Here is a 24,989-nt window from a genome sequence, read left to right as displayed (position 1 = left end):
GGCTTTGCTGCGTTTTCTGGCCGGTGCGCGAAGGGCTGAAGCGGGTTCAAAGCGCAGGCAGGGGCGAAGAGGTAAAATGCCCCGATTCCCACTTCTGCGCCCGTCATGACCGTCCGTACCCGCTTTGCCCCCAGTCCCACCGGCTACCTACACATTGGTGGCGCCCGCACCGCGCTGTATTGCTGGCTGGAAGCGCGCCACCGTGGCGGTGAGTTCGTGCTGCGCATTGAAGATACCGACCGCGAGCGCTCTACCCAGGCAGCTATCGATGCCATCATCGAGGCGATGGATTGGCTGGGCCTGAGCTACGACGAAGGTCCGATCTACCAGACCGCGCGTGTCGCCCGTTATCAGGAAGTGGCCGAGCAGTTGATTGCTTCGGGCAAGGCCTACTACGCCTACGAGACCAAGGAAGAGCTCGACGCCATGCGCGAAGCTGCCATGGCCAAGCAGGAAAAGCCGCGCTACAACGGCGCTGCCCGCGAGCTGAACCTGCCGTACAAGGACGACCCGAACCGCGTCATCCGCTTCAAGAACCCGCTTGAAGGCACGGTGCTGTTCGATGACCTGATCAAGGGCAATATCGAGATCGCCAACAGCGAGCTGGATGACATGGTCATCTTCCGCCCGGACGGCTTCCCCACCTACAACTTCGCAGTGGTGGTCGACGATTGGGACATGAAGATCAATGAGGTCATCCGCGGTGATGACCACATCAACAACACCCCGCGCCAGATCAATCTGTACGAGGCCATCGGTGCGCCGGTGCCCAAGTTCGGCCATATGCCGATGATCCTGGACGAGCAGGGCGCCAAGCTGTCCAAGCGCACCGGCGCGGCCGATGTCATTCAGTACAAGGACGCTGGCTACCTGCCCGAGGCGCTGCTGAGCTACCTGGCCCGTCTGGGCTGGTCGCACGGTGACCAGGAGATCTTCACCCGTCAGGAGCTGATCGAGCTGTTCGACGTCACCAACTGCAATTCCAAGGCCGCGCGCCTGGATATGGCCAAGTTGGGCTGGGTCAACCAGCACTTCCTGAAGACCGAAACCCCGGAATCCATTGCCCCGCAGCTGGTTTACCAGCTGGAAAAACTGGGTTTGGACGTGAGCAAGGGTCCGGCCCCGGTCGACGTGGTCATCGCCCTGCGCGAGCGCGTGCAGACCCTGAAGGAAATGGCTGAGAAGGCCGTGGTCTGGTACACCCCGCTGAACGAGTACGACGACGCCGCGGTTGCCAAGCACTTCAAGCCCGGTGCCGATCTGCCGCTGGCCAAGGCCCGCGAGCTGCTGGCCAATGCTGAATGGACCGCCGAAGGCGTGTCGGTCGCGTTGCATGAGGTGGCCGCACAGCTGGAAATGGGCATGGGCAAAGTCGCCCAGCCACTGCGTGTGGCCATCACCGGCACCCAGGTGAGTCCTGACATTTCCCATACCGTGTATCTGGCGGGACGCGACGAGGCCTTGAAACGCATCGACGCAGCACTCATCAAGATCCCAACGGCCTGACCCTGAGGTAGACATGACCGAAGCACACTCCTGTACCGCTCCGCACCACCACGTCGAAGACGCGGCGGGCTTTGTCGCGGTGGTCGAACGGGTGTGCCGCGAGCGCGGATTGCGGCTGACCCCGATCCGCGCCAACGTGCTGCGGCTGATCGCCGAGGCCGGCAAGCCGGTCAAGGCCTACGAGCTGCTGGAATGGGTGCGCGAAGGCAAGGGTGTGGGCGCTGATGCCCCACCCACGGTCTACCGCGCGCTGGATTTCCTGATGGCCAATGGCTTCGTGCACAAGTTGTCTTCGGTCAACTCGTTCGTTGCCTGCCATCACCCGAGCAGCAACCAGCACTCGGTACCGTTCCTGATCTGCGATCGCTGCCATAGCGCAGTGGAGTTGGAAGACCGCGACATCGTTCGCCAGCTCGAAGCCCGCGCCAAGGAGCTTGGTTTCAAGCCGCAGGCACAGACGCTGGAAGTACACGGCCTGTGCGCGAACTGCGCAGGCTGAGGCTTTAGTCCCTCTCCCTGCGGGAGAGGGGGTGGGGTGCGGGGAAGGTGCCGCACTGAACCGGTCTTTGTGGGAGCGGCGTAAGCCGCGAAACCACTGCAACACCCGAAGCCGATAGTGCATTGACCAAGCCGAAGTAACCGGGAAGGTCCGGGCCTATCAGCTTCGCGGCTTACGCCGCTCCTACAACAGCCCACTATGCTTACGGCTTCGGTTTTGCTTCGTAGACCACTTCGCCATCCTTGATGGTCTGCAGCACCTTGATGGTGTGCAGCTGGCTGCGTTCGATGCTCATTGGGTTATCCGAGAGCAGCACCAGGTCCGCGCGCTTGCCGACTTCGATCGAGCCCTTGCTGCTCTCTTCGCCGTACTGACGCGCTGCCCACAAGGTGATCGACTTCAGCGCGATCGCCGGTGATACACGTTGATCCGGCCCCAGTACGCGGCCACTGCGGGTCACGCGGTTGACCGTCGCATCCAGCACCCGCATCGAATCCGGGAATACCACCGGCGCATCATGGTGCGAGGTGAATACCATGCCCGCATCCAGCACCCATTGCGTCGGCGAGATGTTCTCGGCACGCTCCGGGCCCAACACTGAATCGCGATGCCAGTCGCCCCAGTAATAGGTGTGCATCGGGAACAGGGAAGGGAAGATACCGAGGCGGCGCAGTTCGCCAACCTGGTCCTTGCGCAGGGTCTGGCCGTGGATCAGCACGGGGACGAGATGCTTGTCCGGGTACTTGGCTTCAGCGGCGGACACGGCATGGATCAGCTGATCGATGGCGGCATCGCCATTGGCATGTGCCAGCACCTGCCAGCCGTGGCCCCAGGCCTGGGTGATGAGGTCATCGACCTTGGCGGTAGGGAAGGCGGGATAACCGGCATAGTCTGGCTTCTCGCCCTCGGGCACCTTGTAGTAAGGCTTGGTCAGCCATGCGGTCTTGCCCTGTGGTGAGCCATCCAGGCTGATCTTTACCCCGCCGATGCGAAAGTGGTCGGTGTAGTTCAGGCCATAGAACGGCCCCTGCATGGCTGGGTTGTGCAAGGCCACTTCAATGTCGGGATAGGACACCACGTCGATCTTGAGCTTGCCGGCCTTGGCCGCCATCGGCAGCAGCTGCAAGGTACCGGCGTCGGTCTTGCCGTCCTGGGCAGTGGTGTAACCGTATTTCATGTACAGCGCCTGGCCGGCTTCGAGCATGGCAAAGGATTGCTCGACAGTCATCGCCGGCATCAGCTTGGCCAGGGCGATGTTGTGCGCGCTTTCCTCAAGCACACCGTCAGGCACATTGCTGCCCGGTTCGCGGCGGATCACTCCACCGGGTGGATTGGGCGTGTCGGCAGTGATACCCGCCATTTCCAGCGCCTTGCTGTTGTAGGCGCCGAGATGGCCAGACTGATGCATCAGGATGATCGGAATATCAGTGGCGATCGCATCCAGATCCTGCCGGGTCGGATGCCGCTGTTCGACCAGCTGTGAATCGTCGTAGCCGAAGCCGATCAACACCTTGTAACCCTCGGGTGTGGTCGGATGCGCGCGGAACTCGCGCATGATCTTCTGCAGGGCGGGAATCGAATTGCCTTCGCCATCGGGTGCGGGCAGCAGATTGGCTGACAGCGCCTGCAGGCCGACGCCGGAGACGTGGCCGTGGGCATCGATGAAACCCGGCGTCAGGGTATGGCCTTGCAGGTCAACCTGCTGCGCCTGCGGACTGAAGCTGCGCGCCGCCTTGCGGGTGCCGACAAAGGCGATGCGGCCATCGCGCACGACGATGGCCTCTGCATCGGGTTGGCGGTCATCCACGGTGACGATGGGGCCGCCGGAGTACAGCGTGTCGGCTGCGTTGGCGGAGGTGGCCGTAAGTGCGGCCAGTACGGAGAGCGCCAGAATCATTTTCACCGAGGGTTCTCCCGGCTGTGGGCAGGGGTACAGCCTAGCGCAATCGGGTTAAGGCTTTGCTGTCTCCTTTGCGCAGCAGGGGAGGGTTGGGGAGGGGTTGGCTTTTGGGCCTTCCTACTCATGTCAGCTTCGCGGCTTACGCCGCTCCCACAAGATTGTCGGTAGTGCCCCTGCCGAGCATGGCTCGGCACTACCGCTGTTGCTCCCTCCCTTGCGCAGCAGGGGAGGGTTGGGGAGGGGTTGGCTTTTGGGCCTTTCTACCAATGTCAGCTTCGCGGCTTACGCCGCTCCTACAAGTTCAGCACCGGTAATGCCCCTGCCGAGCATGGCTCGGCACTACCGTGCGGTGTCTACTTCCACCACCACTGACATGCCGGGGCGCAGGCGTGCGGCCAGCGGTTGGTCGGGGTCGATGGCGATGCGGATCGGTAGGCGTTGCACCACCTTGGTGAAATTGCCGCTGGCGTTGTCGGGCTTGAGTACCGAGAACTCCGAGCCTGTGGCCGGGGCAATCTGCTCTATGCGACCAGTCAGTTTCTTGCCCTGGAACGCATCGACACTGAACGTCGCTGGCTGGCCAATGGCCATGTTCCAGGTCTGGCTTTCCTTGTAGTTGGCCACTACCCACAGCGTGTCCGGCACCAGGAACAGCAACTGGCTGCCGGCGGTAACGTATTGCCCAAGCCGCACGGTGGCCTCGGATACCTGACCATCACGCGGCGCTTTGATAACCGTGTTGTCGAGGTCGATCTTTGCCAGTTCCAAGGCGGCTTCAGCCATGGCGACCTTCGCTTCCAAGCCCTTGCGCGCGACCTCGGTGGAGGTGAGGGTTTCCTCGGCGATATGGATGGCTGCCTGCGATTGCGCCACGCCAGCAGTTGCCGCCTGCGCGGAGGCGCGCAGCTTGTCGCGGTCGCTATTGGAGACCAGTTGCTGTGCGGCCAGGGCTTCATAGCGCTGCAGTTCGGTGCGACTGCGTTGCTGCTCGGCCTGCTGCGCTGAATGATTTGCACGGGCCGAGCTGATCTGCGCGCGGTTCTGCGCCTGGCTCTGGTCGGAGTTGGCCAACTGCGCGCGTGCATCTTCCAGGGAAGCCTGCGCTTGATCCACCTTCTGCTGGTAGATGCGCGGATCAATGCGCAGCAGCGGCTGGCCCTTTTTCACATGGTCGAAGTCGCTGACCAGTACTTCGGTGACATAGCCGTTGACCTGCGGCGCAAGCACCGTTACCTGGCCGCGCACATAGGCGTCGTCGGTATGCATGTACGTGCTGTTGAATGGCCAAAGCTGCCAGGCGCGCAGGATCAAGGTCAGTCCGACCAGGGCGACGATGATCATCAGCACCACCGCGCGGCGGCTGGGTCGGTTGTATTTGGACACGGCCTCGGCTGCCGGTGCTGAGGCTTTCTTTTCGGTCTTGTTGCTCATGTTTCTGCTCGGTTGTCCTGGGCCCCGGCGCGGTCACGCCGGATCACCTGTTTCACGCGTGGATTGCGCAGCGTCACTTCCAGCAGCAGCCAGCTCAGGAAGCAGATCGCCACCCAGCCACTGAAGGCGAAGACATCATTGAACGCGCGAACATTGGCCTCGCGCCTGGCTGCTGCCGCCAAGGCTGCACTGGCCTGTGCCTTGAGTTGTACCGGGTCGGTGATGACGCGGGCGTAGGCTTGTTGCTGCAGCTGCAGGCGGCGCGCCACCTGCGGATCGGCGGGATTGAGCTGGCTGACCAGTGCGGTGGAATAGATATGTTCGCGGTGCAGCTGGAAACTGCTCAGGAAGGCCGAGCCGGCAAGGCTGCCGAAGCTCTGCGTCAGCGACAGGATGACGATGAAGGACACGATATGGTCCAACCCGCGCGCCATCGCCTGGCGTATGCCCATCAGCATCAGCGGGCCCATGAACATGCCGCTGCCCACCGCCGCCAGGAACTGGCTGAGGGCGAAATCCATCGGCCGGTCCATGCTGGTGCGGTGCTGGTCGAGGAAGGCGGCACTGCCGAGCAGGATGATCGACACCAGCAACTGCGGAATCAGCGCCTTCGGACCGAAGGTCAGCGCACCGGCAGCAATACCGACGAGTACGCCGATCAGTATCACCCCGAACAAGGGCGCCATCTGCTCCGGGCCCATGCCCAGCGCACGCATCATCGAGATCATCCCGTAGGACTGCTCGTTGGTGAGGAAGCGGATCAGGAATGCACCGACGATGAAGCGCAGCATCACCGGCCCCATCAACCAGCGAACCTGCAGCAGCGGGTTGCGGCGCTGTTGTTCAATGCACAGGCCGGTGGTGATCAGCACGACGGCGGCGGCCAGTGCCCAGCCCAGCCAGGGCGAGTCAAACCACCAATGCAGATAGCCTTGGCTGAGTACCGCCACCAGCAGCGCCAGTCCCGGCGCGAGCAGGGCGAAGGTGAGGAAGTCGGTGCGCTCGAAGACCTTGATCTGGATGCCGGGGGGCAGCTTCAGCACCACCACGGCGGCGAACGAACACAGCGCCAACCCGGCTTCAAACAGGTACAGGTTCTGCCATTCGCCGTGGTCGAGCAGGCTGGGCGACAACAGCCAGGCCAAAGGCACGGCCAGCTGCGACAGGCCAACGCCGATCACCAGCAGGTTGCCCACGTATTTGCGCGGCAGCGCCTGCAGCATGTACAGCGTGCCCAGCGTGGTGCAGGCGGCGCCGGCAAAACCGCTGCCTGCGCGTACCAGCAAGGTAGTCGTGTTGTTGCCGACAAACAGATGCAGCACCGCCAGTGCGGCATAGGTGCCAAGACCAATCTCGGCGAACAGGCGGATACCGTATTCCTGACGGAATTTGAACACCAGCAGGTTGGCGCTGACGTTGACCATCAGATAGGCAGCCACCAACCAGTTGGCCTCGCTGGCCTGCAGCCCCATCTGGCCGGTGATCAGCGGCAGGTTGGCGCTGATCAACGCATTGCCCAGCCCGCCGGTGATCGCCACCAGCACCGCCACCGCGGCATAGGCCGCGCGCCGGTGTGGTGGGTGCCAGGGCATCGAGGCCGAGCCGGGCAGGCTGGGTTTTTCGTGTTCTTCCCAGTCCGGAATGGGTTTGAGTGGCTTCATGTGCGTTCCGCTGCAGCCTGCTTGGACAGGCCGGGACGCAGCAATTCAATCGCACGCCGTGCGAGGGTGGCGCGATCTTCGACGGTGCGCCCGCGCAACGCCGCGCCGAGCATGCCGGAGATCAATGAAATATCGGACAGCTGCAGGTCCAGCCGGCACAGTCCTGCGGCCTTTGCCCGCAGCAGGGCGGGTTCGGACAGACTCAGGATGCGCTCGCGTGCGGCCTTGATTGCGGGTTCGTCCTGGTCCACTGCGCGCCAGTAGTCGGCCAGCGCTGGCGAGTACACGATGCGCTTGGCCATGCCGATGATCAGCTCGAACAGCGCATCGTCACGCTCGCCCAGCTCCTGCAGATGCGCTTCGATCTTTTCCACGGTCCGCTGCAGCAGGGCTTCGATCAACGCGGTGCGGTCGGGGAAGTTGCGGTACAGCGTTGCCCGGCCCACGCCGGCCCGCGCCACCACCAGGTCGAGCGGGGCGGTAATGCCGTGTTCGCCGAACACAGCGTCGGCCGCATCCAGCAGCAAGGCGCGACGTGCGGCGGCATCGGAACGAATGGAGGTCATGCTCCATATGATCCGGACAAAAGTGTCCGGTTTCAATGGGCGTGATGAAACGGGCCGTTGCAGCGGCCCGTTTCGTTCAGCTCGCGGCGAGCTGGCGGCGCACCGGTGCCTCGCGGATCGGCAGGTTGATCAGAGCTGCAGCGGCCGCCAGTGCCATGTCCGCGTACCACATCCAGCTGTAGTCGCCGCCGTATTCCAGCGCCACGCCGCCCAGCCAAGCACCGAAGAAGGCGCCGATCTGGTGCGAGAACAGGGTCAGGCCGAACAAGGTGCCCATATGGCGCGGCCCGAACAGCTTGCCGACCAGCCCAGCGGTGGGCGGCACCGTCGCCAGCCAGGTGAAGCCCAATGCTGCGGCAAATACATAGAAGGTCATCGGCGTCGGCGGCGAAGCCAGATAGACCGCGATCAACACCGCGCGGCTGAGGTACATCCAGAACAGCAGCCACTTCATCCGGAAGCGCTCGCCGAGCGCGCCGATGATCAGGCTGCCGGCGACATTGAACAGGCCGATCAAGGCAATCGATACCGAGGCCACGTTCGGCGACAGGCCGCAGAGCGCGATCTCGCCGGGTAGGTGGGTGACCAGAAAGGCGATGTGCACCCCGCAGGTAAAGAAGCCCAGATGCAGGCACCAGTAGCTGCGGTCACGCAGGGCGCGCTGCAGTTGTGGGCGCAGTGCTTCGCCGTCGTCGGTTCCTTCGCTGCGCGGCGCACGCTTGCGCAGCGGCCAGGCCAGCGGCAATGACAACAGCACGATGAAGGCCAATGCATATAAAGCCTTGATCCAGCCGAAGGCGCTGAGCAGCAACTGCACCAGCGGCGCAAACAGGAATTGGCCGAGCGAGCCACCGGCATTGATGATGCCGGCTGCCATCGAGCGCTTCTGCGCGGGGATGCGCCAGGCGGTTGCGCCGATCAGTACCGAGAAACTGCCGGCACCGGCACCGGCGGCCAGCAACAGGCCGAAGCTGAGGTTCAGCCCCCAGGCGCCAGGTAGCAGGGTTGCTGCGAGCAGGCCGACGGCCAGCAGCACACCACCGCCAACCAAGACCGGAAGTGGCCCGCGCTGGTCGGCCATGGCACCGAACAGCGGCTGTACAGCGCCCCAGACGAACTGGCCGATTGCCAATGAAAAGCTGATCTGAGCGATGCCGAGGCCGGTGCTGACATGGATGGGGTCGATCAGCAGACCGCTGGTCTGACGCACGCCCATGGTCACCATCAAGATGCTGGAGGCGGCCAGCAACAGCAGCCAAGGTGTGCGGGTTGGGGCTTGCGCGCTCATGCCGGTTGCTCCTGTTCCAGTGATTGGGTGAGTGCTTCCAGCTGTTGGTTGAGACCCGCGATCCGCGCGCTGCCGAACAGGTTTTCGATTTCCTGTTGCGCCTGTTGCCAGAGGGGCAAGGCTTTCTGCAGGCGACGTTTGCCGGCGGCGGTGATGTGCAGCTGGCGCTGGCGGGAATCTGCGCCGGGCGCGGAGCTGAGCAGGCCGGATTCGAGCAGCGGCTTGAGGTTGCGGGTGAGGGTGGTGCGGTCCATGCCCAGCGCATCGGCGAGCTCGCCCAGCGGGCGTGGTTGGCTGGAGCGGCGCAGGATGGAATAGGCGTTGAGGCTTAGATCGGCGGCTGCAAGATGGCGGTCATAAAACTGGGTGACGCGGCGTGTGGCGCGGCGCAGCTGGAAGCAGGTGCAGGGGCTGGAAGTGTCCATCGGCTTGTAGGGCGGGGCGATGGGGTGGAGTTTATGTGTATATGCACGTAATTGCGAGAATGGGTTGTGCGGTCGCGCTCTTGCTGTGATTTGGTTTTAGGTCTGGCTCTGGCTCTGGCTTTGGCTTTGGCTCTGGCTCTGGCTCTGGCTCTGGCTTTGGTTTTGGCTCCGGCTCCGGCTCCGGCTCTGGCTCTGGCTCTGGCTCTGGCTTTGGTATTGGCTTTGGTATTGGCTTTGGCTTTGGCTCCGGCTCTGGCTCCGGCTTTGCTTTTTGTCTTCCCTTCTCCCGCCTGCGGGGGAAGGTGCCCGAAGGGCGGATGGGGGCGCTATTGATTTGGCTTCGGCATTTTTTGAAATGGTTCCCGCATAAATTGCTCAGCGCAAAGAAAAACCACCTTGCGGTGGTTTTCATCTGTGCTCGGGCTGTGAGGGGGCGGCAGAAGCGAGAACAAGAGCAAAAGCAAAAGCAAAAGCAAAAGCAAAAGCAAAAGCAAAAGACAAAGGCTTGCCCTCACCCCTACCCCTCTCCCGCAGGCGGGAGAGGGGAAAGCAAGTGCCAAAGCAACAGCTCAAAGCAACAGCTCAAAGCAACAGCTCAAAGCAACAGCTCTGAGCCATTGCTCAAACCAATCGCTTAGAACCAGGCGCGGATACCAAACGCCACACCACGGCCCGGCAGCGGCGAGTAATCCCGCAGCAGCGAGGTATGCGGCCGTGCCTCACGATTGGTCAGGTTGCTGCCATCAAAGAACACTTCGTAGCTGTTGCTGCCGTTGCGGTCCCAGCGATAAGCAAGGTGTGCATCCACCAGCGTGTAACCGGCACTGGCTTCTTCGTTCACAGCAACATCCTTCTGGCTGCCATAACGCACGGCGCCCAGCGAGGCGCGCCAACCGCCGAGCGACCAATGCAGATCAGCACCGACGCGGGCTGGTGCGATGCGCGGCAGGTAGCCGCCGTTGGCCAGCTCGACGTTGTAATTGTGCGCGTGATCGCCATGCGGCACGGCAATGGCGACATTGCGGGTGCCGTTGCCATCCAGTTCGGCCTTCACGTAGTCACCAAACACGCGCAGGTCCCAGTCACCGGCCACGTTCTCCAGCATGTGCCAGGTGGCTTCAGCTTCAGCGCCCTTGAACGTTGCGTCGTTTTGGGTCCAGGTGCGCACCGGCAGGCCGCCTTCGACCACGCCGGTATCTGCCAGGTAGATGAAGTCCTTGAACTTGGTCTGGTAGATCGCAGCCTGTACGTCGATACGCTCGTTATGCGCATGCAGGCCCAGCTCCATGCGACGGCCGCGCTCGGTGTCCATGTTGGCGTTGCCGATTTCCAGCGAGCGGGTGGCGATGTGTGCCCCGGCGGCATACAGCTCTTCGTTGGTTGGCGCACGCTCGGAGGCATCCACGCCGAAGCGCAGGTCGAAGGTATCGTTCAACGCCCAGATGCCGGAGGCCGACAGATTGGTGGCACCAAAGCTGCGGCTGCGCTGGGCGTCGTTCGGGTCCAGCTTGACCTGGTCGTGGCGTGCGCCAAGTTCCAGCTTGAATGGGCCGAACTGCTTTTCCTGCAGGACGAATGCGCCAATGGTGTCGGTGGTGGTGCCCGGTACGAAGGCTTCTTCGCCGATGGCACCGAAGTCGCTGCTGCCGAACTGCAGGCCGAATGCGCCGTCCCAGCCAGCCAGCGGTTGCTGCACGGCTTCCAGGCGGCCCTCGAAGCCCTTGTTGGTAAAGCGGGTAGAAGGCGTGCCGGCTTCGAGCTCGGTGTGCTCGTAATCGGTGTAGCCGCCATGCAGGGTCAGGCTCTTCAGGAACGAGGTCGGGTTGTACAGGCCTCCCTTCAGTTCAAACCGGTTCTGCACCATGTCGATGCGCACGTCGTGCTCGCCGCCGTCTTCTTCTGCGTGGTCATGGTCGTCATGGTCGTGGCCGTGATCATCGTCAGCATGGACGTGGGCACCGTTGGGAATGCCGTAGTTGCTGCGGTAGGTGCTCAGCGAAGCGCCGAGGAAGGCCTTGTCGCCCAGCCAGGTGGCGCCTACGCCACCGGCGCGGGTGCGGGTGGAACTGTTCTCAAGGCGGCCACGCGGGCCGAGTTCGCCTTCCAGATCCGCATGGTCGTCGTGGCCATCGGCATCCAGGGCGTGCGGGTCGATCGCGTAGCCGGGAATGCGATAGTCATCGCCGTTGCGCACCAGACCGTCGACATGCAGCACTACATTGCCGCCGCTGACGCCGTCCAGGCGGAACATGCCGCTGCGTTCCTGGTTGACCGAGTTGCCTCGCAGCTCGGCGCGACCGCTGAGCGGGCGGTCCGGCACGTCGCTGGCGATGCGGCCGTCGACCACGTTCACCGCACCGCCGATCGCGCCGCTGCCGAACAGCAGGGTGGCCGGGCCTTTCAATACTTCGATCTGGTCGGCCAGGAACGGCTCGATGCTCGATGCGTGATCGGCACTTACCGTGGAGGCGTCCATGTTGCCGATGCCATTGGCGACCACGGCCACGCGCGGGCCTTCCTGGCCACGGATGATCGGGCGGCCCACGCCAGGCCCGAAGAAGGTGCTCTGCACGCCCGGCAGTTTGGCGACGGTGTCGCCGAGGGTGCCGGCCTTGTGTTCATCCAGATCAGCACCGGCCAATACCTCGACCGGACGGGCCAGTGACTCGGCCGAACCCTGCAGCGGTGAGGCGGTGACCTTCACAGCAGTCAGTTCGGTCAGATGATGGCTCTGCCCGGCGTCGTCATCGGCGGCACTGGCGACAGCAGGCAGGGCGGCGGCAAGGGCGAGGAACAGCAGGTGATGCTGGGTGCGACGAGGGAAGGGCATGAGGATTCCTTTGTTACTTTGTATCACTGGGGTGGCAGTCTGAACCGGAGGCGGCAGTGGGCTGGCGCAGGCGGCTAGGGCGGGGAGGACAATAATGTTATATTATTCCATAACGTTCCGTCGCCCCTGCTGGAAGTCATGCCCACCCCACCTACCGGACTACGCAAATTCCTCGATCGCTTTGGTGCGACCGGATCCCTGATCTGTGCGGTGCATTGCGCGTTGTTGCCGGCCTTGCTGGCGGTGGCACCGGCACTGGGATTGTCGTTCTGGCTCAGTGATGGAGTGGAAGCCAGCATCGTCATCTTCGTTACCGTGCTGGGTCTGTTCAGCCTTATCTGGGGCTATCTGCGCCATCGTGCGCTGATGGCCTTGTTGCTGCTGGTGCCGGGCCTGCTGCTGCTGTGGGCCGGTCTGCTGTATCCGGAGCTGCATCATTCGCAGGTTCCGCATGCCGTGGTGATGACCTTGGGCGGCGTGCTGGTGGGTTTGGCGCATGTTGCCAACCTGCGCTTGAACCACGTGCACGTACACGACGCCAGCTGCGCACATTGAGGGGCGCATGGTAGGCTTCCTGTCCATGCGCGAGGGCGCTTGTTGTGGCCTCGCCAAACCCGTGCATGCACGGGGTAACTGATTACAAACCAAGGAGTTGACGACATGGGTAAGGGTGACCGTAAGACCGCCAAGGGCAAGCGCTATAACGCCAGCTACGGCATTTCGCGTTCGCACGTGAGCAAGGTGGCCGTGGGCGCAGCTGCGCCGGTCGCCAAGAAGACCGTCGCCAAGGCTGCCGCCAAGAAGGCTGTTGCCAAGAAGACCGTCGCCAAGGCCGGCTGATCCAGCCAGGCAGTGGTTACAGAAAAGCGGCGCATTGCGCCGCTTTTTTTTGTGCCTGTTGCGTGGGGTGGGCTTCGTTCCCGGGGGCGCTCAGCGCACCCGGCCAACCTTACTTCGATTGGCGCAGTGCCTGCTCCAGTGCGTGCGGGTCGCCATCGTTGGGCTGGGCCGGGATGCCGATCAAGCGCGTGAGCAATGGATAGACGTCAACGTTGTCGAAGGCGGTGAGTTGCTTGCCCTGCGCGAACGCCGGGCCACGTGCGACGAATACCGCCTGCATCGACGGCAATGCAGGATCGTAACCATGCGAGCCGCGATCACCGGGCGGGCGCTTGGCGATGGTGTCGCGGGTCACCGCATCCCAGCCTTCCTGCATCTGGCAGATGATGGCGGGTATGCGCGGGTTGCTGCCGTAGTGCCAGCGCGCTGGCAGTTGCGCCTTGTTCCAGCACTGGTAGTGCGCGTGCTCGCCAAGCAGCGCCTTTTCCGCTTCGGCCTGCTTGCCCGGCAGTGGTGCGAAACCTACTGACTGGCCCACCGACACCACCTTGGCGATATCCGCCGAGACCATGTCTTCAACCGCGACAGCATTGCCGTACTTGACCGTTGCCATGCCGTGATCAGAAACGACGATCACGTTGGTGTGGTCGAGCAGGCCGTCGCGGCGCATCCCGTCGACCAACTGGCCGATGGTGCCATCAACCTGCTGCAACGCCGTCCTGTACTCGGGTGAGTCCGGGCCATAGGTGTGCCCAGCCTTGTCCACCTGCTCCATGTAAGTGGCAATGAAGCGCGGCTTGATCGCATCCGGCTCGCCATTCAGCCAGGCCAGCACCTGGTTCATGCGCTCGGGCAGCGGCACGCTTTCGTCGTACATGCGCCAATGGTTGGCGTGCAGGCCGTGCACCGGCGCTTCGCTGCCGGGCCAGGACCAGGTGGCACTCTTGAACCCCGCCTTGCGCACGCTGACCCAAAGTGGCTCGCCGCCCTCCCACCATGCGGGGTTCTGCACGGCCGAGCGATCACTGACCTTGAATTCGCCCAGTACGTCGGCGCTCATCGCGTTGTGCACCAGGCCGTGATGGTCCGGGCGTAGACCGGTGACCAGTGTGTAGTGATTGGGGAAGGTGAGCGAGGGATAGGACGGACGCATGCCGACGCTGCGCACACCCTCGCGGGCCAATCGCATCAGGTTTGGACTGTCTGCTTCACTGAGCTTGTCCGCGCGCAGGCCGTCGATGGAGATCATCAATACGGTGGGCGGTGCTTCCGGTGCGGCGTTGGGCGAGGATGTGGTGGCGCAAGCAGCGAGCAGTGCGCAGGCCAGTGCAGTGGCCGAAATGCGTAGAAAAGTCATGCAGCAATGATAGGCCGGGCCAGTGACCGTACAAATACAACCTTCGGCATGTTGCTTGGGGCTGATTGACCCTGTAGCCGCAGGAAGCAAGCCGCTCCCGGACAATCGGAGGGTTCAGCCAAACAGATCCGCCACGCGCTCGCCTTCGCTGGCTACGCCTTCCAGCTTTAACAATGCCGCCTTGGTCGGCAGCCCGCCACCGAACCCGGTCAGCGTGCCGTTGTTGCCGATCACCCGATGGCAGGGCAGCACGATCGGCAAAGGATTGCGGCCATTGGCAGCACCTACCGCACGTGTAGCGGTGGGCCGGCCGACGCGCTCGGCCAGTTGCCGGTAGCTCCAGGTTGCGCCGAATGGAATCTGTGCCAGCGTGTGCCAGACCTGCAACTGGAACTCGGTGCCCACCGGTGCCAACTCCAACTGAAACTGATGGCGCTCACCGCGCAGGTACTCCAGCAACTGCCGGCGCGGTTCGGCGACCGCATCCGGGTCGCGCTGCCAGTGCTCGCGGCCCTTGGCGTCGTGGCGGTTCTCGGCGAACAGGATATGGCGTACGCCGACCTCGTCGACAGCGACGGTCAGTGCACCAATGGGGCTGTCGAAGCGGTCGTAGTAGAGGGTGTTCATGCGCTGGCTTCCGTAACAGTCTTGGAATTCTTTCTTTCGGTCGGCACCGCCAGATGCCATAGATGCAACACGGCGTAGGCGCGCCATGGCCGCCAGAGTTGCGAGCGACGCTCGGTCTCGCGTTCGCTCAGGCGTTGGCCTTCGCCCAGTACCTGCTGCAGCACCAGATCACCGGCTGGGAAGGCATCGGGCAGTCCCATTGCCCGCAGTGCCATGTAATGTGCGGTCCACGGGCCGATGCCGGGCAGGGCAGTGGCTTTCTGCACGAAGCTTTCCAGCGTCTGCGCGCGGCTGAAATCCAGACGCTGCTCGGCGCAGGCGCGGGCAATCGCGCGCAGGGTGGCTGCGCGGCTGCGCGGCAGGCCGATGCTTTCCAGTGGCGCGTCGGCCACGGTTGCCGGTGCCGGGAACTGCCGGTCCAGGCCTTCGGGCATGCCGGGCAGGTGCTCACCAAAACGGTCGACCAAGCGCCGCGCCAGCGTGGTCGCCGCGGCGACGCTGACCTGCTGGCCAAGTACGGCGCGCGCTGCGACTTCAAAGCCGTCCCAGCCGCCGGGAATGCGCAGGCCCGGCCGTTCAGTGATGCCCCGCGCCAGCAACGGTTCCTGGCCCAACGCCGCATGGACGGTACGCAGGTCGGCATCCAGGTCGAAGACCCGCCGCACTTTGGCGACGATGGCGGGAATCGCGCGGGGGTCGGTGGTGCCCAGTTGCAGGCGCAGTTCCGGCCGCTTGGGATCGGCGGTGACCCGGATCAGGCTGGCCACGCCATTGGCGAGGACCACGCGCTGGTAGCTGCTCTCGTCGATGCACTCGATGCCCGGCAACGAGCGGCGGCGCAGGAAGGCCAGCATCAACGGGAAGTCCAGCGGCGGCCGGTAGGCCAGTCGCAGCACCGGCTCGCCGCCTGACACTGCGCCATGTTGCTTGCGCAGCGCGCTGGGCGGCATGCCGCAGCCCTCCAGGAAGGCGCTGTTGAAACGGCGCAGGCTGTTGAAACCGGCCGCCAGTGCGACCTGGGTTACCGGCAGCGCGGTTTCGGTCAGTAGCTGCTTGGCCAGCAACAGGCGGCGGGTGGTGTGCAGCTGTGCCGGTGTGGCACCCAGCTTGGCCACGAACAGACGCTGCAACTGACGCGCGCTGACCCCCATCGCGTCGGCCAGGGCGCTGGCCGACTGCTCCTGCAGGATGCCTTCGTTGAGTAAGGCCAATGCCTGATGCAGGGTCTGGTCCTGCAGCAGATTGGCGTCATCCGGCGACAGCTCGGGACGGCAGCGCAGGCAGGGCCGGTAGCCGGCGGCGCTGGCCGCAGCTGCGCTGGGGTAGTAACTGACGTTCTCGGGCTTGGGCGGCGGTGCCGGGCAGACCGGCCGGCAGTAGATGCCGGTGCTGCGCACGGCAGTGAAGAACAGGCCGTCAAAGCGCGCATCGCGGGCCAGACGGGCTTGTTCGCATTGCACATGGGCGGGCATCAGGAGGTTTTGCATGGCCCCAGTCTAGGCGCGGCCGGCGGTCGTTACTGGCCATTTTCGGACATCAATGCGCGCGACGCTGTGTTGATTCATTGGGCGTTGCAGCAGAGAGGGTGTTGCGCACTAGACTGTCCACCTTCCTGGCGCGGTTGCGCCGTAGTACGGACCTGATTGCTCTCCATGTTGCCCAAGTTCTGCTGGTCGCCGTTGTTGTGCATCGGGCTGTTGGCCTGCAATCCGCAGACCGGCGATAAAAAGCCTGTGGTCGACCCCACGGCTGCACTGGCTGCCGATGGCGACCACATGGTGTCGATCAATGCCGCCGATGCGCCGACTCCGCCAGCGCCGGTACTGCCGGCCAAGGACAAGCCCTGGCCCGAGCTGGTGTTGGAGAACGGCAAGGCCTGGGTCAGCTGCGGCACCGACTATGCCGGCGAGAACGGCGATGGCACCGAGCTGGCCGCGTTTGACCGCGCCAGCATGGATGCAGCCTTGGAGCCGTGCAAAGAGCGTGGGCTGCTGCGGGTGCGCTATGCCGGCAAGATCAACCCTTCGTTTGCGGCGATGGTGACGCGGCTGGCAGTCGTGGCCGATGCGATGAAGATCAGCCGGCGCATCCTCGATCTGGATTCCAGTGGCGGCCAGGTGGAAGCGGCGATCGTCGCTGGCGACAGCATTGGCGAGTCCGGCTGGACCATCTGGGTGCGTGAAGGCTCGGTCTGCCACAGCGCCTGTGTATTCGTGCTGGCGGCCGGCGACAACCGGCTGATCTCCGGCAAGGTTGGCATCCACCGGATGATGCGGATCAGCTCCAGCGCCAGTTCACGCGCGGAGTTGAACAAGGAGCTGCATGAGGTCTACGACAACGTGAAGGACTACCTGCAGCGCAACGGCGTGGCGGTGGGCGTGGCCGACCTGATGATGACCGTGCCCAACCGCAGCCTGCGGGTGCTGACCAACGAAGAGCTCAAGCAGTACGGTCTGGACGGTACCAACGCGGTGCAGGATGACCTGGAGCGGATCAAGCAGATGCGCAAATGTGGGGATGACTTCGTACGCCGCAAGGATGCGTTCCTGGTCGCCTTCGATCGCGACTGCAAGACGGCGGGCGCGGGTCTGGAAGCGGTGAACAGCTGCGGTCAGGCATTGAAGGAGCAGTTCGGGTTCCCGGATGAGACCTGCCCGGAGGAAAGTCCGCTGTCGGAAATCGATACCGCCATGCTGGAGCCGATGCCGACCACCATCCCGACCGGCGCTGCGGCGGCGGTGGCCGCGCCGGCTGTAGCTACTGCGCCAGCCGTCGGCGCGCAGGTGGGGGCGCCCGGCACACGGAAATGAACAGGAAGGAGGGTGCGGAACGCCGCAAACCATGATTGGATTGGCGTTCCGTTCAACTGAAAGCGTCATGGAGAGAGCTATGCGATCCAGTTGTTTGTTGATGGTGTTGTCCTTGGTCCTGCCGGCTGCCAGCGCATTTGCGCAGGCGCCCGCCGCCGTTCCGGCTCCCGCGGCGAGTCGAACCCCGGCTCCTGCTCCGGCGCGGGCTGCGACGCCGGCGGCACCCGCAGCGGCTCCTGCCGCTGCTCGACCGGCACCCGCGCTCAATGCAGCGCAGCAGGCGCAGGTGGCAAAGCAGGACGCGGAGATGACCGCTGCCGCCCAGCGTGTGGCGCAGTTGGTGGACAGCCAGCAGGCTAGCTCGGTCTGGGACGGTGCCTCGGCAGTCGCGCGCAAGGCGGTGACCCGTGATGTGTTCGCCAACAACGTCAACGCAGATCGCGCCAAGCTGGGCGCGCTGGTATCGCGTGGCAAACCATCGATCACCCGCGTGCAATACCCGGCCGGTGCCTCGGTGCCGGAAGGCATCTACTTGAACGTGAGCTTCCCTACGCGATTTGCCAACAATGCGCAGCCGGTACGCGAGCTGGTCTCGTTCCGTCTGGATGAGGACAAGGTGTGGCGCGCCTCCGGCTATAGCGTGCGCGCGGCCTCGGCCAACTAAGCGCCATCACATCGCATGCATCGCACACGGGCGCCGCAGGGCGCCCGTTGCGGTTGCGCGCTGACTGCCGGGTAGCTGATCTGGATCAATGAATCCTTACATCAGCCTGCTTACCCTGCCTGCGGTAGGCCTAACGGAGTGGCACATGCGCAAGGTGGATGTGGTGGTGGTGGGAGCTGGCCCGGCCGGCTTGAGTCTGGCCCGCAGTCTTGCGGGTAGTGGCCTGTCGTTGGCGCTGGTCGAGCAGCAACCGCTGGCGGCGCTTGCCGAGCCGGCTTTCGACGGTCGCGAGATCGCGCTGACCCACGCCTCGCGGCAGATCATGCGCAGCATGGGCCTGTGGCAGCGCATCGATCCGGCCGAGATCTCGCCGTTGCGCAGTGCAAAAGTAATGAATGGCAGCTCGCCGTTTGCGCTGGGTTTCGCCGCGCAGGGCGAGGGCGTCGATGAGCTCGGCTGGCTGATTCCCAACCACCTGATCCGGCGCGCCGCCTGGGAGGCGGTGCAGGGCCAGGCCGGGCTGGAGCTGCTGGATGGCCGTTCGGTCACTGCAATCGATGCCGGCGAGGCGTACAGCACGGTTAGCTTGAGTGACGGCAGTCAGCTCGGCGCGCGGCTGGTGGTCGCCGCCGACAGCCGCTTCTCGGCGACCCGGCGGATGATGGGGATCGGCGCGCAGATGCGTGACTTCGGCAAGTCCATGCTGGTTTGCAGGATGCAGTGCGAGCGGCCGCATGAGCACGCCGCCTGGGAGTGGTTCGGCTACGAGCGCACGCTGGCGATGCTGCCGTTGCCGGGCAATCAGGCCTCGGCCGTGATCACCATGCCGCCGCAGCAGTTGCAGCAGTTGTTGGCGCTGGATGAGGCTGACTTCGGCCGCATTGTCAGCGGTTTCTTCGAACATCGACTGGGCGCGATGACCCCGGTGGGGACGCGTCATGCCTATCCCTTGGTGGGGGTGTATGCGCACCGCTTTGTCGGCAAGCGTTATGCCTTGATCGGCGATGCCGCGGTCGGCATGCATCCGGTTACCGCGCACGGCTTCAATTTTGGCCTGCACAGCCAGCAACGGCTGGCGCGGTTGCTGCTGGATGCGGTTCGCGGTGGCGGCGATATCGGCGCGGACGGCCTGCTGGCCAGTTACCAGCGCGGCCATCGGCTGGCGACACGGCCGCTATACGAAGCCACCAATGCCATTGCCGGGCTCTATAACGACAGCCGGTTGCCGGCGCGTTTGCTGCGCGGCGCGGCATTGCGGGCCGCGCAGGGTGTGGTTCCGTTCAGGAAGTTGATCGCCGGGCATCTGACCCAGGCTCGTGCGTAGCGGCGGGGCTCGCGGGTTTGTAGGAGCGGCGTAAGCCGCGAAGCCGGTGTAGGTGGCAGGCGAGGGTGCGATGCCGGACAGGGCGTGAGCTTCGCGGCTTACGCCGCTCCTACAAACGCTGCGGGGCTGACGGGTGCGGGGAAAGCTTCTGCCGAGCATGGCTCGGCACTACATCACTCGTCTTCGTCTTCGTCGTCTTCTTCGGCACGATTCGGGTCCGGGTCGGCGAGCACGTTGATGCTGACATCGCCCAGCACAACCTGCTGGCCGCCGCGGATCTTGCAGGCTTTACGCAGCTCCACCACGCCATCCACGGTGACCTGGCCGTCGGCAATGATCATTTTTGCCTCGCCGCCGCTGGTGACCAGATCGGCCAGTTTCAGCAGCTGCTTCAGTTCCACGTAATCGCGGTCAAGTTCAAATTCTATGGTCTGCATGGTGTTCACGGATAAAAACGAGTGCTATTGTGCGTCATCGGCGACCCGTGCGGGTGCTCCAACAGGGGCCAAGCGGCGGCCGGTTGTGTTCGTAAGCTGAACGCAAATCAAGCCATGCGCGACAGCAGAGCTGTTTAGAGCGCACAATATGCGTCTTTTCGCCCGCCCGTTCGCGGCGGTGCCCCCGGAGTTACCATGTCCCAAGATACCCCCGCGCCGCTGCTGTTTGCAGATCTCGGCCTATCCGAGCCTGTGATGAAGGCAGTGGCCGAAGTCGGCTACGAGACCCCGTCACCGATCCAGGCTGCCACCATTCCGGCCATGCTGGAAGGCCGCGACGTGCTCGGCCAGGCGCAGACCGGCACCGGCAAGACCGGTGCCTTCGCGCTGCCAGTGCTGTCCAACATCAATCTTTCCGCCACCAAGCCGCAGGTGCTGGTGCTGGCCCCGACCCGCGAGCTGGCCATCCAGGTCGCCGAGGCGTTCCAGACCTATTCGGCGTCGATGCCGGGCTTCCGCGTGCTGCCGGTGTACGGCGGCCAGCCGTATGCACAGCAGTTGCAGGCGCTGCGCCGTGGCGTGCACGTCGTGGTCGGCACCCCGGGCCGGGTGATCGATCACCTTGATCGCGGCACCCTGGATCTGTCCGAGCTGAAGACGCTGGTGCTCGACGAAGCCGACGAAATGCTGCGCATGGGCTTCATCGACGACGTCGAAGCCGTGCTCAAGAAGCTGCCGGAAAGCCGTCAGGTCGCGCTGTTCTCGGCCACCATGCCGCAGCAGATCCGCCGCATCGCGCAGACCTATCTGCGTGAGCCGGTGGAAGTGACCATCCAGTCCAAGACCACCACCTCGGCCAATATCCGCCAGCGTTACTGGTGGGTGGCTGGCATGCACAAGCTGGACGCGCTGACCCGCATCCTGGAAGTGGAAACCTTCGACGCGATGATCATCTTCGCGCGTACCAAGGCCGGCACCGAGGAGCTTGCCAGCAAGCTGCAGGCGCGTGGCCTGGCCGCTGCCGCCATCAACGGCGACATGCAGCAGGCCCAGCGTGAGCGCACCATCGCCATGCTGAAGGAAGGCAAGCTCGACATCCTGGTTGCCACCGACGTGGCCGCCCGTGGTCTGGACGTGGAACGCATCAGCCACGTGCTGAACTACGACATCCCGTACGACACCGAAAGCTACGTGCACCGTATCGGCCGTACCGGCCGTGCCGGCCGCAGCGGTGAGGCGATCCTGTTCGTCACCCCGCGCGAGAAGGGCATGCTGCGCCAGATCGAGCGCGCTACCCGCCAGCCGATCGAAGAAATGCAGCTGCCGAGCGTGGATGCGGTCAACGACCACCGCGTGACCAAGTTCATGGACCGCATCAGCCAGACCCTGGCTGCTGGTGACATGGATTTCTACCGCGACCTGCTGCAGCGTTACGAAGGCGAGCACAACGTGCCGGCCATCGATATCGCCGCCGCGCTGGCCAAGCTGCTGCAGGGTGATTCGCCGTTCCTGCTGAGCCCGCCGGTGCGTGAACGCCGCGAGCCGTCGTTCGAGCGCAATGACCGCAACGAGCGTCCGGCCCGTGACGGCGGCTTCCATCGCCGTGACGAGCGCGGTGACCGTGGCGATCGCCCGGCCCGTTTCGAGCCGCGTTTCGAGCGTGCACCGCGTCATGACGACGGCGAGCGTGCACCGCGTCCGCCGCGTGGCGAAGGTGATTTCGAGTCGCGTCCGCGTCGCGAAATGCCGCCGCGCAGCGCGCCGGAATTCGGCATGGAGACCTACCGCATTGAAGTCGGTCACACCCATGGTGTGAAGCCGGCCAATATCGTCGGTGCCATCGCCAACGAAGCGGGTCTTGAGAGCCGTTTCATTGGTCGCATCGATATCCATGACGGCCACTCAGTGCTGGATCTGCCGGCAGACATGCCGACCGACGTGCTGCAGCACCTGAAGAAGGTGTGGGTGTCGGGCCAGCAATTGCAGATGCGCAAGGTTGAGGCAGGCGAAGAGCAGGGTGGCGCAGCGACGCCGTTCAAGCCGCGCTTCGACAAGGGCGACGGCAAGCCGGGCGGTCCGCGTCCGGGTGGCCCGCGCGGCCCGCGTCCGGGCGGCCCGGGTGGTCCTGGTGGTTCGCGTCCGGGTGGCTTCAAGCCGCGCGGCCCGCGCAACTACTGATCCAGCCAGTCCAATGTGTGACCAGACAACCCCGGCAATGCCGGGGTTGTCTGTTTTGACCGTTTGTCGGCCTGCCAGGACAGAGCGGGGCGACAAGTGCAGGCCGCGATCGCCTTCACGTACTGCTGGCGTCGGGTTATTGCGATAATGCCGCCCGTCCGCGTCGGGGAACGCGAGAGGGAAGCTCATGGCAGTAGGGGGAGGGGCAGGTGCTGGCAGGGTAAGGCGTGGCTGGGCCGTGCTTCTGTTGCTGTCGGCGTTTTTCACGTTGTGGCCGTTGCTGGGCGCTACCCAGCCGCTGCAGGTGGACCGTGACTTCCTGATTACCGGCGCCGCAACCGCTGAACAGGCGCCCTTGCGTGCCTGCAGCGCCGAAGCCTTGGCGCGAATGCGCCCGGCGATTGAAATTCCGGCTCCCGAAGGCGGTTGGTCAGGCGCACCGCAGGGCGTGGGCGTGTTCAACGTCTTTGCCGGTGAAGTGATGATTGTGCACGGTGAGCGACAGGTCTGCGGTGACATGCAGGACGCCCGCACTCGCGACTCGCGTTTCCGCGCGGGCGTAGGTCTGGTCGTGGTGCCCAAACAGGGCACGGTCGAGCCGATCCGGGTGGCCTGGGAGTCGCCACTGAAGCCACGCTGGATTCCCACCGTGCACCTCGGTGCGCCCAGCCCGTTGCAGCAGCAGGACACCCTGCGACTGGTGGTGCGTACCGCATGCGTGGCGATTGCACTGGCCTTGGCGTTGTCTGCATTGATGGGTTTTGCCACCACCCGTGGGCGTGATTTCCTGATCTATACCTTGGTCTGCGCGCTGTTGGTGGTGTGGCAGGCAGTGTTGAGCGGGCTCAGCGGCTATCCCGAGCCGTGGCTGCCGGTGGGCGGGCATGCGCCGGTGTGGATGGTGTCGGTATCCGCACTCAGCTATGCAGTGATGGGCTGGGTGCTTTGGCGCATGTGCGGTGGCCGCTGGGTGATGCGTGGCTCGCGGCGCTGGATGCAGGTGCTGATGATCGTGTTGGCACTGGTCGCGCTGGCTGCGCCGTTGATGCCATGGCCGCTGCTGGCGTGGATGGGAGGCACGCTGGATGACCTGTTCACGCTGATCTGCCTGGCCTCGGTAGGCATTGCCATCGTCGCTTTGCGGCGCGGCTATTTCCAGGCGTTGGATGGCTTGGTGGCAGTGATTCCATTGCTGGTGATGGCGCTGGCGGACCTGCTGGACAACCGCCTGCTGGTGGAATTCCGGGTCGAGGCGATCCAGGTATCGGTAACCTGGTTCCTGATGATGGCTGCGTACTCGCTCAACCGCAGTCTCAGTCAGTTACGTCAGCAGCGCGACGAGATGCGTGAGCTTGCTGATACCGACACTTTGACCGGCCTGCCCAATCGACGCGCCGGCCTGCGCCAGCTGGAGCACTACCTGCGCGAGGCCAAGGCCGCCGGGCAGCCGCTGTCGATCGGTTTTCTGGATATCGACCTGTTCAAGCAGATCAACGACCGTTATGGCCACGATGGCGGCGATGAGGTGCTGGTATCGGTGGCTGGAACACTGCTGAGCGGCGTACGCAGCCGCAGTGACGTGATCCGCATGGGTGGTGAAGAGTTCCTGATCCTGCTGCCCGGGATCCGCGCTGATGCGGCGCGGCCGCGGCTTGAGCAGCTGCGTGAGAAGGTCACCGTACAGGCGCGGGGGCTCAAGCACGATGGCCTGGTGGTCACCGCCAGCATTGGTCTGGCCGAGCTGCAGTACCGCGACAATGACGTGGCCGGGCTGCTGCGGCGGGCCGACAATGCCATGTACCAGGCCAAGCGTAGCGGCCGCGACCAGGTGGTGGATGCGCGCGATATTCAGGAAGTGCCCTGAACAAGCGATTCGGCCGTGCTGTTCCGGCCGCGGGCGATGGCGGATAATTCGCTTATGACAATTCGAATCAACAAGCACATTGCCGAAACCGGCTTCTGTTCGCGCCGTGAGGCCGACCGCCTGCTCTCCGCCCGTCGCGTCACCGTCAACGGCATCGTCGCCGGTACCGGTGCGGTGGTGGGCGAGGGCGACGATGTAAAAGTCGACGGCCAGCCGCTGCGTGCGCGTACGGTGCAGAAGAGCACCGGCCGCCGCCATGTCTATATCGTGCTGAACAAGCCGGTGGGCATCACCTGCACCACCGAGAGTGCGGTCAGCGACAACATCATCGAGTTCATTGGCCACGAGCAGCGCATCTTTCCGATCGGCCGCTTGGACAAGGATTCCGAAGGACTGATCCTGCTGACCAGCAATGGCGACATCGTCAACCAGATCCTGCGTGCCGAAAACGGCCACCAGAAGGAGTATCTGGTGGCGGTCAACAAGCCGGTCACCGATGAATTCCTGCGTGGCATGGCCCGTGGCGTACGCATCCGCAACGAGACCACGCTGCCGTGCCGCACCAGCCGCCTGGGCAAGTATGGCTTCCGCATCATTTTGGAGCAGGGCTTGAATCGGCAGATCCGCCTGATGGCGTCCGAGTTCGGCTACCGCGTCAACACGCTACGGCGCGTACGCATCGACAACGTCAAGATCGGTGCGTTGAAGCCGGGCCAATGGCGCAACCTGAGCGAGCAGGAACTGCACGGTCTGCTGCCGCAACAGCAGCAGTGGTGAAATGT

Annotated in this window: 21 protein-coding genes; 10 read left to right on the top strand and 11 right to left on the bottom strand. The window is 64.2% G+C overall.

Going from position 1 to position 24,989, the window contains the following annotated elements; all coding sequences use genetic code 11:
- Positions 1 to 105 precede the first annotated feature (105 nt).
- Together gltX and ACVOMB_RS07675 are read left to right on the top strand one after the other, a co-directional pair.
- On the top strand, positions 106 to 1,506 hold the full coding sequence (gene gltX, locus ACVOMB_RS07680) for a glutamate--tRNA ligase (protein WP_481530617.1): 1,401 nt from the start codon (positions 106 to 108) through the stop codon (positions 1,504 to 1,506).
- A gap of 13 nt (positions 1,507 to 1,519) precedes the next feature.
- On the top strand, positions 1,520 to 2,005 hold the full coding sequence (locus tag ACVOMB_RS07675) for a transcriptional repressor (protein ID WP_481517869.1): 486 nt from the start codon (positions 1,520 to 1,522) through the stop codon (positions 2,003 to 2,005).
- Positions 2,006 to 2,207: 202 nt separating this feature from the next.
- On the opposite strand, the gene ACVOMB_RS07670 is transcribed toward ACVOMB_RS07675, so the two are convergent.
- From ACVOMB_RS07670 to ACVOMB_RS07640, 7 genes are all read right to left on the bottom strand, one after another.
- Positions 2,208 to 3,902, bottom strand: a complete 1,695-nt coding sequence (locus ACVOMB_RS07670) for an amidohydrolase (RefSeq protein ID WP_481530656.1) — start codon at positions 3,900 to 3,902, stop codon at positions 2,208 to 2,210.
- A 342-nt stretch (positions 3,903 to 4,244) separates the two neighbouring features.
- Positions 4,245 to 5,336: an HlyD family secretion protein gene (locus ACVOMB_RS07665; protein WP_481530616.1), complete on the bottom strand. Its 1,092-nt coding sequence runs from the start codon at positions 5,334 to 5,336 to the stop codon at positions 4,245 to 4,247.
- The gene (locus ACVOMB_RS07660) at positions 5,333 to 6,997 is read right to left on the bottom strand and encodes an MFS transporter (protein WP_481530615.1); all 1,665 of its coding nucleotides are present in this window, start codon (positions 6,995 to 6,997) and stop codon (positions 5,333 to 5,335) included. Before ACVOMB_RS07660 ends, ACVOMB_RS07665 begins: the two co-directional genes overlap by 4 nt.
- Positions 6,994 to 7,563, bottom strand: a complete 570-nt coding sequence (locus tag ACVOMB_RS07655) for a TetR/AcrR family transcriptional regulator (protein ID WP_481530614.1) — start codon at positions 7,561 to 7,563, stop codon at positions 6,994 to 6,996. The genes ACVOMB_RS07660 and ACVOMB_RS07655 overlap by 4 nt, the downstream gene beginning before the upstream one ends.
- A 76-nt stretch (positions 7,564 to 7,639) precedes the next feature.
- Positions 7,640 to 8,851: an MFS transporter gene (locus ACVOMB_RS07650; RefSeq protein WP_481530613.1), complete on the bottom strand. Its 1,212-nt coding sequence runs from the start codon at positions 8,849 to 8,851 to the stop codon at positions 7,640 to 7,642.
- Positions 8,848 to 9,276 (bottom strand): MarR family winged helix-turn-helix transcriptional regulator, encoded by a 429-nt coding sequence (locus tag ACVOMB_RS07645; protein ID WP_481530612.1) that lies wholly within the window; start codon positions 9,274 to 9,276, stop codon positions 8,848 to 8,850. The genes ACVOMB_RS07650 and ACVOMB_RS07645 overlap by 4 nt, the downstream gene beginning before the upstream one ends.
- A 634-nt stretch (positions 9,277 to 9,910) precedes the next feature.
- A complete protein-coding gene (locus ACVOMB_RS07640) occupies positions 9,911 to 12,106 on the bottom strand; it encodes a TonB-dependent receptor (RefSeq protein ID WP_481530611.1) in 2,196 nt (731 codons plus the stop codon).
- A gap of 138 nt (positions 12,107 to 12,244) precedes the next feature.
- Between ACVOMB_RS07640 and ACVOMB_RS07635 the strand changes: the two genes are divergently transcribed.
- Both ACVOMB_RS07635 and ACVOMB_RS07630 read left to right on the top strand, forming a co-directional pair.
- Positions 12,245 to 12,661 carry a MerC domain-containing protein gene (locus ACVOMB_RS07635; RefSeq protein ID WP_481530610.1) on the top strand — a complete coding sequence of 139 codons (417 nt, stop codon included), beginning with the start codon at positions 12,245 to 12,247 and terminating at the stop codon, positions 12,659 to 12,661.
- A gap of 105 nt (positions 12,662 to 12,766) precedes the next feature.
- Positions 12,767 to 12,946 carry a 30S ribosomal protein THX gene (locus ACVOMB_RS07630; RefSeq protein ID WP_481517546.1) on the top strand — a complete coding sequence of 60 codons (180 nt, stop codon included), beginning with the start codon at positions 12,767 to 12,769 and terminating at the stop codon, positions 12,944 to 12,946.
- A 109-nt stretch (positions 12,947 to 13,055) separates the two neighbouring features.
- Here ACVOMB_RS07630 and ACVOMB_RS07625 read toward each other — a convergent pair whose 3' ends face one another.
- The 3 genes from ACVOMB_RS07625 to ACVOMB_RS07615 form a co-directional block, all read right to left on the bottom strand.
- Positions 13,056 to 14,303: an alkaline phosphatase family protein gene (locus ACVOMB_RS07625; RefSeq protein ID WP_481530609.1), complete on the bottom strand. Its 1,248-nt coding sequence runs from the start codon at positions 14,301 to 14,303 to the stop codon at positions 13,056 to 13,058.
- Between the two features lie 114 nt (positions 14,304 to 14,417).
- Positions 14,418 to 14,930 (bottom strand): methylated-DNA--[protein]-cysteine S-methyltransferase, encoded by a 513-nt coding sequence (locus ACVOMB_RS07620; RefSeq protein WP_481530608.1) that lies wholly within the window; start codon positions 14,928 to 14,930, stop codon positions 14,418 to 14,420.
- Entirely contained in the window at positions 14,927 to 16,417 is a 1,491-nt protein-coding gene (locus tag ACVOMB_RS07615) for a DNA-3-methyladenine glycosylase 2 family protein (protein ID WP_481530607.1), read from the bottom strand. Before ACVOMB_RS07615 ends, ACVOMB_RS07620 begins: the two co-directional genes overlap by 4 nt.
- A gap of 165 nt (positions 16,418 to 16,582) precedes the next feature.
- Here ACVOMB_RS07615 and ACVOMB_RS07610 point away from each other — a divergent pair, with 165 nt between their 5' ends.
- The 3 genes from ACVOMB_RS07610 (at position 16,583) to ubiM (ending at position 19,728) form a co-directional block, all read left to right on the top strand.
- Positions 16,583 to 17,740, top strand: coding sequence for a COG3904 family protein (locus tag ACVOMB_RS07610; RefSeq protein ID WP_481530606.1), 1,158 nt, complete (start codon positions 16,583 to 16,585; stop codon positions 17,738 to 17,740).
- A 100-nt stretch (positions 17,741 to 17,840) separates the two neighbouring features.
- Positions 17,841 to 18,404, top strand: coding sequence for a DUF4019 domain-containing protein (locus tag ACVOMB_RS07605; RefSeq protein WP_481530655.1), 564 nt, complete (start codon positions 17,841 to 17,843; stop codon positions 18,402 to 18,404).
- 145 nt (positions 18,405 to 18,549) lie between these two features.
- Complete coding sequence (gene ubiM / locus ACVOMB_RS07600) at positions 18,550 to 19,728, top strand: 5-demethoxyubiquinol-8 5-hydroxylase UbiM (protein ID WP_481530605.1); 1,179 nt, start codon at positions 18,550 to 18,552, stop codon at positions 19,726 to 19,728.
- A 173-nt stretch (positions 19,729 to 19,901) separates the two neighbouring features.
- Here the strand turns inward: ubiM and ACVOMB_RS07595 are convergent, their stop codons facing one another.
- Positions 19,902 to 20,165: an RNA-binding S4 domain-containing protein gene (locus ACVOMB_RS07595; RefSeq protein WP_481530604.1), complete on the bottom strand. Its 264-nt coding sequence runs from the start codon at positions 20,163 to 20,165 to the stop codon at positions 19,902 to 19,904.
- Between the two features lie 195 nt (positions 20,166 to 20,360).
- Here ACVOMB_RS07595 and ACVOMB_RS07590 point away from each other — a divergent pair, with 195 nt between their 5' ends.
- The 3 genes from ACVOMB_RS07590 to ACVOMB_RS07580 all read left to right on the top strand — a co-directional run bounded on the left by ACVOMB_RS07590 (position 20,361) and on the right by ACVOMB_RS07580 (position 24,984).
- Positions 20,361 to 22,343: a DEAD/DEAH box helicase gene (locus ACVOMB_RS07590; RefSeq protein ID WP_481530603.1), complete on the top strand. Its 1,983-nt coding sequence runs from the start codon at positions 20,361 to 20,363 to the stop codon at positions 22,341 to 22,343.
- Between the two features lie 238 nt (positions 22,344 to 22,581).
- A complete protein-coding gene (locus tag ACVOMB_RS07585) occupies positions 22,582 to 24,207 on the top strand; it encodes a sensor domain-containing diguanylate cyclase (protein WP_481530602.1) in 1,626 nt (541 codons plus the stop codon).
- 54 nt (positions 24,208 to 24,261) lie between these two features.
- Entirely contained in the window at positions 24,262 to 24,984 is a 723-nt protein-coding gene (locus tag ACVOMB_RS07580; protein ID WP_481530601.1) for a pseudouridine synthase, read from the top strand.
- Positions 24,985 to 24,989: the final 5 nt, after the last annotated feature.

Source organism: Stenotrophomonas sp. STEN018 (genome assembly GCF_056760235.1).
This window is presented reverse-complemented; position numbering and strand designations above follow the sequence as displayed.